Here is a 12,504-nt window from a genome sequence, read left to right as displayed (position 1 = left end):
GCTCGGTCAGAACATTTGTGCATTTATTATTGTTCAATACGTAACAGCCAATTTGTTTATCAAATCGTTTTATGAGAAAATCAATACTATTAGCATTCATACTTTTTGTTTGTTCGGTTAAAACGGATGTAAAAAGTTGCACACGCGTGGTCTACAAGGGTACGAATGGCACTTTGTTAACAGCTCGTTCTATGGATTGGAAAGATGATATTCTTACAAACCTCTGGATTTTTCCACGCGGGATGGAACGAAGCGGGGAGGTGGGACCAAAATCCATCCAATGGAAATCAAAATATGGAAGTGTAATTGCTTCTGGCTATGATATTTCCACAACGGATGGCATGAATGAGAAGGGGCTGGTAGCTAATGTCTTGTGGTTAGCCGAGTCTGAATATCCTATTTGGAATCAACAAACACCTGGTTTATCGATTGCACTATGGGCACAGTATGTACTTGATAATTTCGCAACCGTATCAGAAGCTGTAGACGCTCTTCAAGATGAGAAAATCACGATTATAACGGCAAATGTACCTGGACAGGAGCGCTTGACTACCTTGCATCTATCACTTTCGGATGGAACAGGAGACAACGCTATTTTTGAATATATTAAAGGCAAACTGGTGATCCATCACGATACGTCCTATAACGTGATGACAAACTCACCTATTTTTGAAAAGCAGTTAGCATTAAATGAATATTGGTCAGAAATCGGAGGAACTGTCATGCTGCCGGGAACGAATAGAGCAGCGGATCGTTTTGTACGTGCTGCGTTCTATGCGAATTCAGTTCCCAAAACGGCCGATCGCAGAATTGCAGTAGCAAGTGCTTTCAGTGTTATTCGGAACTGCTCTGTTCCATTTGGAATTTCTACACCTGATCAACCTAATATATCCTCTACGCGTTGGCGTTCGGTTTCAGACCATAAGAATTTAGTTTATTATTTTGAAACCGCCCTTACTCCTAACACATTTTGGGTCGATTTCAAAGACGTAGATTTTTCGGAGAATGCAGCGGTGAAAGTGCTTAAAATTAGTAATGGCGAAACTTACGCTGGAAATGCTGCCAAAAAATTTATAATAAGTAAACCTTTTAAATTTCAGGGCTTGTAAACGTATAAGGGACAGCATAGATCTTTTTTGGCCAACGAACACTGCTTGCTATTTCCAGTGCTTAACATATCGTTAACGATTAGAAAATCCTGCTTGCTGTATATTTTATCTTTTCTATTTAAAGACATACTAATTGTTGGAAAAGAACGAAGGCTGTGAATGTTGGCTAAATTAATCCTTGAATAAAGAAAATCGATATTTAAAGACTAATTTATCGCCGATAACGTTTATGTTATCATAGCCATAAATTATATCATCATGATCTTTATATATAATCGTCAAATTTTTTACTGTATAACTCTTGGTATATTTTTTTCAATGCCTTATCTAGCTTTTTGCCAATTTGGAGGAGGTCTGAGCGTGGAATTGGGAGCCGGTGCCACTCAGCTTTACGGTGAAATGATGCATAAGCCACTGAAATTTGGTTATCATATAGGCGCTGATTATATTGTGATTCCTTTTATGACAGTTGGTGTGCAAGGAATGATGGGTCGACTTGCTGCTAACGATCCGATGGGCCGAATGGCCAAAAATAATTACATGGGCGCTAACATCAATGCAAAAGCGCGCTTAGGGTTATTGTGGATCGATGACAAGGAAAATTTCGAGTTGACTTATATCCGTGAACATTTTTTCAGATCCTTGATCCGTAATATTTATGTAGGCACAGGGATTGGTTTATTGCGAAATGAAATTGATGCAAACCGAGGAACGCCAAATGATGCACATTTGGTAGGTGAAGATGAAAGCAGCGCGGTATTTGTGCCATTAAATTTAGGTATTGACATTCCTTTTGGCTATTCGATAAGCGGACCAACTTGGGCTATCAACGCAAATGCTCAACTGGGACTTTACTTTGGGGATGAATTAGACGGTTACGCCAATATGTATAGTCGACATGATGACCGCTTACTCTATTTTTCGCTTAGTATTAAAAAATCTTTCTTAAATCGTGCGACGCGATAATCTCATGTATTCAGCTTCAAAGTTGTTTTAATTCCGTTAGGATTACTGCCAACGATGGCATTTTTCTACACTTTGTGGAGATTTTTGTGGTTGGCAGGTGTGGGCAAGGATCATCCCCTGTTATTTGTCAAAAAAGAATCAATCGACAATCAATATATCTGTATATATTTTATAACTGGTTAAGTGTTTGAATGACAATTGATAATTTGGAGGCCAGTTAAATGAATCACCTGAATATATAAGCCCTTTTCACCTGCGTAAATTTTTTTATCTGTTTAAACGCATAGTCAGTGCAAGTACGGCAAAATAATTGTTGCTAAAACGTTTAATTCTATTGGGATTAGGTTATAGCTTGACCGGTTTGCGCTATCGGTCCCTCTACAAGTCAAATATTGTAATTTTTAAACTATGTTTCAGTACTACAAAATGCTCCTTGGAGCTGTATTTTTCTTTTTGCTGAGTACAGCTCAATTGTATGCACAGCAAACGATTAAAGGAACGGTGAAAGATGAATCAGGCCCATTACCCGGCGTTACCGTCATGGTTAAGGGACAGCAACAATCCGTTCAGACTTCACCCAACGGAGTCTACGAAATCAAAGCGAAAAAAGGAGAAATCCTTGTTTTCACCTATATCGGTTATACTCGAAAGGAGGTGGCTGTTGGTGATAATCCAATAATGAACGTTACCCTTGCTCCGGAAACCAATGCGCTGAATGAGGTCGTCGTAAGCGCGTTGGGGATTAAACGCGAATCGAAAGCTTTGGGTTATTCGACCACCCGGGTAGAGGGGGATAAGTTTACCCAATCGCGTGATGTAAACTTGGGCAATGCCCTTACCGGTAAAGTTGCCGGGGTTAGTGTCTCGAATAATGCCACGGGAGCTTCCGGTAGCAGTCGGGTTGTGATCCGAGGTAATGCTTCGATGACGGGCAATAACCAACCGCTGTATGTTATTGATGGTGTGCCGTTCGACAATACCAATCAAGGCAGTGCGGGACAATACGGCGGACTCGACCTCGGTGATGGTTTATCGAATATCAACCCCGATGACATTGCCGACATTCAAGTATTGAAAGGTGCGGCAGCTTCAGCTCTATATGGTTACCGTGGCGGTAATGGTGCTATCTTAATCACCACAAAAAGTGGGAAGGCGGGTGAGGCCTTATCTGTTGAGCTGAATAACAACTTCACCCTGAACAATATTATCGACTTCAGAGATTTTCAAAACGAATACGGACAAGGTACGCAAGGGGTGAAACCTACTTCGGCAACTTCCGCGCTTAACTCAGCTGTTTCCAGCTGGGGGCCCCGATTTGATGGTTCCGAAGCAGTGAATTTATTAGGTAATACTTATACCTATTCTCCCGGGCCGGATAATTGGAAGAATTTCTATAGAAACGGTATCAATAACCAAACCTCAGTTGCTATTGCCGGAAGTAGTGAGAAGGTGCGCTACCGCGTTGGCTTATCGAACTTATATAACAATCCCAACATTCCCAATTCGAACATGAAGCAACAGGGAATTAACACGAATACCAGCTATAAGATTACTGATAAGCTAGAGTTGACCATTACTGCGAATTATATCTTTGAACAGGTAAAAAATCGGGCTTTGTTAGCTAATAACTCTACGAATATTAATGCTTCAACCTTGTATTTAGGAAATGGTTACGACATTCGATGGCTAAATCCGTACCGTAACGCTGACGGGAATGAATTGCTTCCTGGAACAAACCTCTACTTTAACAATCCATATTTTTTAGCCTACGAACATCAGAACAATACGGATCGTAACCGTTTAACCGGGGCGGCGACATTGAAGTATGATATCTTAGACTGGTTATCTATTCAGGGACAAGTGAGTAGGGATGGTTATGTTTTTCAATTTAGAAAGGTAACGCCTACCGGAACGGCTTATGCAAATGGAGGCGAGCTGACAGAATATGAGCGTAACTTCCGCGAACTGAACGCCAACTTTTTGATTACCGCGAATAAGAAAATCGGTGAGAATTTTAGTATCAACGCGTCGTTAGGCGGTAATCATCAGGATAACATTAACCGTGCCTACGGCCTGTTAGGCGGTGCCGCGGGACCTTTTATTGTGCCTTATGTGTATAATATTAATAATATCAATGCACCGAATACTAAATATGTGCCCGAGTACGAGCGTTTTCGAGTAAACTCTTTTTATGGTACGGCAGACTTTGGTTATAAGGATTTTCTATTCTTGAACTTCACAGGAAGAAACGACTGGTTCTCCACTTTAAACCCTAGTAACAACAGCTATTTTTATCCGTCAGTGAGCACCAGTTTCGTATTCAGTGAGGCCTTCGATTTACCGGAAGCAATCAGCTTTGCCAAATTCAGAGCCTCTTATGCTGAATCGTCCAATGGAACAACTCCTTATCAGAATTTACTGAATTTTTCTTTACGAACTTATGATAAGGACGGAGTGCCATTGGGTTACGTAAAAAATGAGAACGTGCCGAACACGAATCTGAGGCCCGTTCAAATTCGTGAATATGAGGCTGGGTTAAATATGCAGTTTTTCAATAATCGTTTAAGCTTTGATGCTGCAGTTTATCAAAAAGATACAAAGGACGATATTGCCATCATCAGTACGAGTACAGCGTCTGGCTTTAATGCAGCTATTCAGAATATTGGTGAGGTGCGTAATCGGGGTATCGAGGGATTGATTTCAGGAACACCTGTCCAAAACGACAACTTTACCTGGAATACAAGCTTAAACTTGGCCTTTAATGATAGTGAAATTAAGTATTTAGGTGAAGGTGTAAATGCCTTGACCATCCAGGGGTCAGAGGCGGCTTACGGAAGTGGCGTGGTCGTGAGTAATGTGGTTGGCATGCGTTATGGCCAGATTATGGGTTTTGCCTATAGACGGGATGATCAGGGGAATATTATTTATGGTTCGGACGGTAATCCGTTACGTACGGATGGTGTCGTACCATTAGGTTCGGGCGTTTACAAAACAACCGGTGGCTTCTCCAATCAATTCAAATACAAAAACTTCTCTTTGTCTGCATTATTCGACTTTAAGTTTGGCGCCAAATTGTATTCAGCGACCAACCTACTTTTATATAATGCGGGTTTGCATAAAGAAACACTAAATGGACGCGAAGGTGGAGTTATTGGAGCCGGGGTTACCGAAGATGGCAGTCCGAATACCGTGGCGGTACCGGCACAAAATTATTATCAAAATTTAGCCATCAATAATAACATTGCGGAAGAGTTTGTATACGATGCAAGTTTTATTAAGTTGCGTGAGTTATCGTTGGGTTATACCTTGCCGAGTAGCTTTTTGCAAAAAATGCCTTTTAAGGCTGCTACTATCTCACTGGTTACCCGCAACCTGGCGACCCTGTTGAAGCACACGCCGAACATCGATCCGGAGTCTGCTTACAACAATTCAAATGCACAGGGGCTAGAGGCTACATCCAATCCCCCTGTAAGAAGTTTTGGCTTTAATCTTAATGTTAAGTTCTAAAAATATTATCCAATGAGATATTCTAAGTTCATATTGACCTTGGCTTTGGCAGCGACTACCTTTTGGAGCTGTACCAAGGATTTTGAAGCAATCAATACCGATCCGAATGCAATCCCGGAGAATGGGATGGATTATAATTTATTATTCTCTTCAGCTCAAGTGTACCATGCAGGCACTGATTATAATGTTTGGCGAAATGGCTTAATCTATTGTGCTACCATGGTGCAGCACCTCGCTTCTACACAAAGTTATTGGAACGGTGATAAATATACCTATGATGCGGCTTATAATGCTGCACACTGGGATCGTGATTATCCAAATGCTGTGAAAGACATTACCATGGTGCTCAGCAAATTCAAAGACGATCCTGCAAAAGCTAATGCTTATCACATCGCCCGTATTATGCGTGTTGCAATCTTTCAAAAGATGACGGACTTATACGGTGATATTCCGTATAGCGAAGCAGGGCTGGGCTACTTGGATGGTGTTGGCTATCCGAAGTATGATACCCAGGAGGCAATCTATCATGATTTATATAAAGAGTTGAACGAGGCAGCAAGTGCGCTAGACGCGAATGCCGCCAATACTTTATCGACGGCTGATTTAATTTACGGCGGTAACGTTGATAAATGGAAGAAGTTTGCCTACTCTTTCATGGTGCGTTTGGGGCTGCGTTTGTCAAAGGTAGACCCTCAAACCGGTAGTCAATGGGTAAACCGAGCATTAGAAGGTGGTGTATTTACCGGTAATGATGACAATGCCATGATGCAGCATCAATTAAATACGACAGATGCGGCCAATGCATACGGAAAGGTATTGGTTTATCAAGATGCTAACGCATCGCGGGTGAGCGAGGCTTTTATCAATCAATTAAAAGGCACCAATGACCCTCGACTTATTTATATCGCTACGGTAGCTGAAGCACCTGAATTGGCTTACGGGAATGCAAACTATGATTTGGGAGATACTACAGCTTCCAAGCAATTAGGTATGCCAAACGGTTATGATGAATTGGGCGCTGAAACGGATATTTCAAAAGCGCCGAACTGGCCGGGAAATCTTAACAACTATTCGATTGTGAATCGTTATACCTACGCGCGTTTGGATGCACCAAGCTTTCTATTGACTCATGCAGAAACGCAACTGTTATTGGCTGAGGCAGCAAATCGTGGTTGGATAGGGGGTGACGCCAAGACCTACTACGACGAAGGGGTAAAAGCGGCCATCTTGCAGATGAACCAGTTGGGGGCGTCACCGGCCATCACAGAGTCACAGGCCACAGCTTACTTAACTGCTAACCCATTTGATGCCAATCAGGCGTTGGAACAAATTAATACGCAATATTGGATTGCAACGTTTATGGATGAGTACGAGGCTTGGACAAATTATCGGCGTTCAGGCTATCCAATATTAAAAGAAGTAAACTATTTTAATAATGTGACGAATGGCAAGGTGCCCCGTCGTTTTACGTATCCAACCAGCGAAGCATCGATCAATACCGCGAACTATAATGAAGCGGTTTCCCGTTATCGTAACGGGGATCGAATGACTTCGCGTATGTGGTGGGACGTGGAATAATAGGAGACTTATATACGTAAAAAGTAAGCCACGGTTTTAAAACGTGGCTTACTTTTTACGTATTTGTTTCCTGTTTCAGACCTTCTGCAAACGCTTACGACCTATCTATAAGTAGTAGTTACTTGGTTGATCTTCCATCCGTTGCCTTCTCGACATAATTGAACATATTCAACTTTTGTAAAATCCGGGTATTTCATTTCTATCTGCGCAAGCGCAAATTGAGCACTTTGTTCGATTACATTGTATTGGGTTTTACAATTTTGTTTTAAATTTTTGTTCTGTTTTAAAAAATTAATTACCTGTGCTTTGGTGTGGCTATGAACAACACCTTTACCCGCGGTGTTACGTTTAAAGTTTTCGGTAAATAATTCTTCCAGATTTTCTGTACGGCCTAAGGTAATACCATCTATGTATTCATGGATAGTGCTTTCTGCTGTATTTAAGTTTTTATCTGTTGTTGCAGCATTAGCAAAAGCACTTGAAGTAATAACTATAATGGCAGCGATGATGGATTTAATGGAGGTTCTCATGACTTTACGATTTAAAGGGTTAATTTTTTATTATTTGCTGTTATATTTTGTTCTTTGATTCAAAGGTAAAGCAAAGGAACATGCGACTCGAGTGAAATTAGGTGAGCTATGCGGAGAACTCGGTAAATAGCAGGGATTTTTCGGTGAAAATTGGCGAGTCGTTAAATGGTGGAGTAGTTAAGAAGTAGTTGAATAGTTGAGTCGTTAAATAGTTGAGGTATTATGTTTGAAATAGTTGAGTAGTAAGTAGGGAAGTAGTTGAGTCGTTGAATGGTTGCAGTAGCAGCAGTATTCGGTAACACCTACAGCTTAGCGCTTATTGCTTATAGCTTAATAGCCAATGAAACGATGTGCCAATGAGATAATGAGAAGGGTTAGTGCGACTGAAAGCTGATAGCCGACTTCTGACAGCTTGTTAATGAGCCAATGTGATAATGAGAAGGGCTAGCGCGACTGAAAGCTGACCTCTGATAGCCGATCACTTAAAACCTATAACATAGAACTTATAACCGACAGACAGACTATCTAAAGCTGAAAACCGAAAGCTGATTGCTGAAAGCTCATGGATAGCAAATATGTTTGCTATCCATGAAATGGTAATACCTGAAAATAGGGGCTTATTATTAAGCTGTATGCAAGAAACAACTGTAAGAATCCGATGTTAGAGCTGCATTTTTACAGCCGGATAAGAAGCGGATTTAATGGTTACAGCTACATTTTTATCGGGCTCTTGTTTATAAATATAAATTAATACTTTCCCGTGATGCAACTGATTACGAAGTGATAAATAACTTGTTAGATTTTGATGATTTCCATTTTCCATTCCTTTAAACTCACCCGGCCCGTCAATTTGTACTTCTATTGCATCATTAGCCATGTATACGGGATTGTCATTTTCATCAACCGCTTGCACCAATATCTCTTTTAATTTATCTGTTTCGTTCTCGTTCAAAATCCGACAAGCTAGTTGAGTCGGTTTGGTAGTAGATCGTAGCGTGTAAGTAGCGACCTGTTTTTGATCAAGATAGGCTCTTGCTTCCAACGTACCAGGTTCAAAGGGGATGTCCCAATAGATGTAACCGGTGTTGAAATCTTGTTTTGCTTTTCTTCCTAATGACTTTCCATTTAGGAAGAGTTCCACTTCTTCAGCGTTTGAAAAAGAAGTAACTCTCTGCCGTTTACCATAAGTAGGCTCCCAAATGGGATCCGCTTTCTTGTGACTCCAGATACCGCTATCATCGCCATCGGGAATAGGCGAGGTGCCAATGTAAACCATGGGTTTTGTTGCCCATAAGCTCTGTCTGAAATAATACTCCGGCTTTGGCAAACCCGCGAGATCTAATAGCCCTGCGCCATTACTTCTTGTAGGCCATTTGCCAGCCTCGCCGAGGTAGTCAATGCCGGTCCATAGAAATTGTCCGGAAATATAATCGTTTGTATCTACTGCAAGCCAAGCTTTATATTGCATACCGTTTTCACTGCCATAGATAACACGTGATGGGTATTTAGCGTGATCCGCTGCATAGCGATACTCTTGATAGTTATAGCCAACTATATCTACGTTTTCAGGATAGGTTGTCGTATTTGACATGACTACACCTGCCAGGGCCGCTGTAATGGGGCGAGTAGAATCGACGCTCTTTGCAGCTTCTGCCAGTGATTTGGAAAGCACACTAAGTCGACTGGCCGGCGGATGGTCAGCCAAATAACCCTTTCCATAAATTTGTGGATTGTTCCCCCCGCTCAGGATTTCATGACTATAAGGATCATTGGGATAATCAACCTCGTTACCGATACTCCACATAATAATGGAAGGCCGGTTTCGGTTTCTTCGGATCATGTCTTTGACATCGGTTTGGGACCACTCTTTAAAATGCTGATGATAGCCGTCTTTTCCGGGGCTGCCTACATTCCAACCCGAGATCCATTTGTTTTTACCAAATTCCCATTCGTCGAAAGCTTCATCCATCACTAATAGGCCGAGTTCATCACACAAAGTGTAAAAGAAGTCAGCGTGTGGATTATGGCTCATACGTATCGCATTTACTCCACCTTCTTTTAAGGTTTTAAGTCTTCTGCGCCAAACACTCTCAAAAGTAGCAACTCCCAAGGCGCCTGCATCGTCATGAATACAAACTCCCTTTAGTTTCATGTTCTGATCGTTTAGAAAGAAACCTTTGTTGGCATCGAATCGAAAAGTTCGGAATCCCACTTTCTCTTGATAACTGTCGATGGCTTTATTAGCCTTTGTAAGTTCTATAGCCAGGGTATAGCAATAAGGATTTTCTATCGACCATCGATTGGGATTTAAAAGATGTAATTTGGCGGTTGTTTGCTGTTCTTTACTGCCGGTTAAATGGACTTGCTGTTTTTCTTGAGCGACGGTGTTACCGCTTTTGTCTAACAAAGAAACCGTTAGTGTCACATCGGAAGTTAAGGCCTCTTCATTGATTAGATCAATATCCACTGTTGCATTTGCTTCCCTGCCGTTCAGGGTAGGGGTTTGAAACGTAATCCCCCAAGTGGCAAAATGTAGCGGCTGCTGCTTGATAAGATATACGTTACGGTAAATGCCGGAGCCGGTATACCAGCGGGAGTCAGCAAATTGACTGTGGTCTACCTTTAACGCCAGTACATTTTCTCCACTCTTTAGATACGGGCTAAGGTCATAAAAAAAGGGGATAAAGCCGTTGGGACGTTTACCCAAGTAATGGCCATTGACCCAAACTTCTGCATTTTTATAGACACCGTCAAAATAAATACTGTGTTTGCTCTTGACATCTTGTGATGATAGCTTAAATGTTTTGCGATACCAACCGACGCCACCTGGAAGGTAGCCGGTAGCACTTGCCCACCGACTATCAAAAGGGCCGGCGATGGTCCAATCATGGGGCAATACTACCCGCTGCCAGCTTTGATCGTTGAATGATTTTTCAGAGGCCTGCGAAATGTCCCCTAAGTGGAACCTCCATTGATCATTAAAAAGTACTTTTTGTTGGGCCATAGCCGATAATCCGAAGATTATGGCCATCAGTATGCTGACAAATTCTTTCATGAACTGCTGTTTGTTAGTTAAATATAAATTTACCGTTTCTGCTAGTATCCGGGATTTTGCTGCAAGGTGTTATTGGACGCTTGGATTTCCTCTCGAGGGATCGGCAACCAATAGTGTTTCGCCGCAAAACTTCTGCCATCAAGCGCAATTTTACGTGTATAATTAAAGGTGCTTCCGTTTTTGGTGATTTCTATACCATAAGCAGGTACGTTTTCTGTCTGCTCTGCGATTTTCCAACGACGAACGTCATAGAAGCGGTGTTCTTCAAAGGCTAATTCAATTTGCCTTTCATTACGCACAAGTTCTCGGAAAGCCTCTTGACTTAAACCTGCGGGCACAGCAGGCATTTCAACACCCGTCCGGCTACGGATTTGATTCAAAGCTTCACGCGCTGAAAAGCGGGCACCTGCAGGTATTGCATCAGGTCCGGAAAGTTCATTCGCCGCCTCTGCAAAGTTTAAGAGTATTTCGGCGTAGCGAAAATAAATCCACGGTTGTAAACCTGCAATATTCCAAGGGTTATTAATCGGCATGTCTTCATCGATAAATTTTCGTAGGTAGTAACCGGTTTTACTGGTATTCCAGTTAGACGGACCATCTTGGCTATCACGGCCGCCGGGACGGAAAGTCTCAACATTTCGGTCACGATAACCAGCTCCGTTGTAAAAAATGGTTTGATAGAAACGAGGATCACGCCCAACGTAGGGGTTTTGTGGATCATAACCTGAAGTCGGATCAGAAATTGACTTTCCATTAGCCATGCGGTAGGCGTCTACTAAATTTTGCAAAGGTACATTGCCTCCCCAACCGTCGTAGCCATTAGGGCCGTTGGCAATTTCCATGGGAACATGTCGAGCTCCAACAGAATAATAACGGGCAAAAATGATTTCATTATCATCACTCGTCTTGCGGAAAAGTGCGCGGTAACCATTTTGTGAGATAGTATAGCGATTTAGCGCAATGACAGCGTTGGCTGCTTGAACCGCCGCTTCCCAAGTCCCAACATTATAAAGCGGACTGGCCGCATAGAGCGTTAAGCGAGATTTAAGTGCTAAAGCAGCGCCTCTCGTTGCGCGACCACGAAGCCAGCTATTACTATTATTTTCCGGAAGTCCGGCAGCAGCCTCATCCAATTGGGATAAAACATAAGCTAAGCTGGTAGCTAGGTCTTCCCTTTTAAATAAGCTGGGATCACTGAAATCATCCGTTAACTCGACTACTTTATCACCCAACAAAACGATTCCTCCGTAATTTCGGATCAGGTCGTGGTAGCGGAAGGCTCGGATGAATTTCAGTTCAGCAACCAATAAATTCTTGTGGGCTTCGCTCATCGGAACTTCGTTAATATGAGTTAAGGCGTAATTACATTCACGGATGCTACGATAACTCCGTTTCCAAAAGGTGCCGGCGATACCCGTATTTTCCGGTAAAAGCTGTCCGCGTTGAATAAACCAAGTGTTATCGTCATTGTTGTAAATCGATTCGTCCGATAGCGACGACCACATAGCATACTCAAAACCTCTTCCAAAGCCGGGAGGCGTTCCTTCAGCTTCCTTATCAATAAGCCGTACGCCAAGGTAGCGATTGACGACAAATGCTTCGAATAAGACGGAATCACTTAAAACAGCTGTATCCGATACTTTGTCTGTTGGCGTAACATCGAGGAAATCTTTCTTGCACGCAGCCGTTGTTAGTACCAACGCTGCTAAGGCAACTAATTTTGTTTTATATATGGTATTCATGTTTTTAGCGTTTAAAG

Annotated in this window: 7 protein-coding genes; 4 read left to right on the top strand and 3 right to left on the bottom strand. The window is 42.1% G+C overall.

Annotated features, from left to right (window positions below):
• Window positions 1-71 precede the first annotated feature (71 nt).
• From M1D52_RS21515 to M1D52_RS21500, 4 genes are all read left to right on the top strand, one after another.
• Window positions 72-1,109: a linear amide C-N hydrolase gene (locus M1D52_RS21515; RefSeq protein WP_013665253.1), complete on the top strand. Its 1,038-nt coding sequence runs from the start codon at window positions 72-74 to the stop codon at window positions 1,107-1,109.
• Window positions 1,110-1,427: 318 nt separating this feature from the next.
• Entirely contained in the window at window positions 1,428-2,075 is a 648-nt protein-coding gene (locus M1D52_RS21510; protein ID WP_130856155.1) for a hypothetical protein, read from the top strand.
• A gap of 408 nt (window positions 2,076-2,483) precedes the next feature.
• Window positions 2,484-5,582 (top strand): SusC/RagA family TonB-linked outer membrane protein, encoded by a 3,099-nt coding sequence (locus tag M1D52_RS21505; protein WP_437393500.1) that lies wholly within the window; start codon window positions 2,484-2,486, stop codon window positions 5,580-5,582.
• 12 nt (window positions 5,583-5,594) lie between these two features.
• Window positions 5,595-7,160: a SusD/RagB family nutrient-binding outer membrane lipoprotein gene (locus M1D52_RS21500; protein WP_437393499.1), complete on the top strand. Its 1,566-nt coding sequence runs from the start codon at window positions 5,595-5,597 to the stop codon at window positions 7,158-7,160.
• A 101-nt stretch (window positions 7,161-7,261) separates the two neighbouring features.
• On the opposite strand, the gene M1D52_RS21495 is transcribed toward M1D52_RS21500, so the two are convergent.
• The 3 genes from M1D52_RS21495 to M1D52_RS21485 form a co-directional block, all read right to left on the bottom strand.
• Window positions 7,262-7,690 (bottom strand): nuclear transport factor 2 family protein, encoded by a 429-nt coding sequence (locus M1D52_RS21495; protein ID WP_013665257.1) that lies wholly within the window; start codon window positions 7,688-7,690, stop codon window positions 7,262-7,264.
• Window positions 7,691-8,351: 661 nt separating this feature from the next.
• Window positions 8,352-10,745 (bottom strand): sugar-binding domain-containing protein, encoded by a 2,394-nt coding sequence (locus M1D52_RS21490; RefSeq protein WP_437393498.1) that lies wholly within the window; start codon window positions 10,743-10,745, stop codon window positions 8,352-8,354.
• A 41-nt stretch (window positions 10,746-10,786) separates the two neighbouring features.
• Window positions 10,787-12,487 (bottom strand): RagB/SusD family nutrient uptake outer membrane protein, encoded by a 1,701-nt coding sequence (locus tag M1D52_RS21485; protein WP_437393497.1) that lies wholly within the window; start codon window positions 12,485-12,487, stop codon window positions 10,787-10,789.
• Window positions 12,488-12,504 lie beyond the last annotated feature (17 nt).

This window comes from Olivibacter sp. SA151 (assembly GCF_054130995.1).
This window is presented reverse-complemented; position numbering and strand designations above follow the sequence as displayed.

Excerpts from the sequence above, each read along its gene's own strand:
- M1D52_RS21515 (WP_013665253.1), top strand. The coding sequence starts at position 72 with ATGAGAAAATCAATACTATTAGCATTCATACTTTTTGTTTGTTCGGTT.
- M1D52_RS21510 (WP_130856155.1), top strand. The coding sequence starts at position 1,428 with ATGCCTTATCTAGCTTTTTGCCAATTTGGAGGAGGTCTGAGCGTGGAA.
- M1D52_RS21505 (WP_437393500.1), top strand. The coding sequence starts at position 2,484 with ATGTTTCAGTACTACAAAATGCTCCTTGGAGCTGTATTTTTCTTTTTG.
- M1D52_RS21500 (WP_437393499.1), top strand. The coding sequence starts at position 5,595 with ATGAGATATTCTAAGTTCATATTGACCTTGGCTTTGGCAGCGACTACC.
- M1D52_RS21495 (WP_013665257.1), bottom strand. The coding sequence starts at position 7,690 with ATGAGAACCTCCATTAAATCCATCATCGCTGCCATTATAGTTATTACT.
- M1D52_RS21490 (WP_437393498.1), bottom strand. The coding sequence starts at position 10,745 with ATGAAAGAATTTGTCAGCATACTGATGGCCATAATCTTCGGATTATCG.
- M1D52_RS21485 (WP_437393497.1), bottom strand. The coding sequence starts at position 12,487 with ATGAATACCATATATAAAACAAAATTAGTTGCCTTAGCAGCGTTGGTA.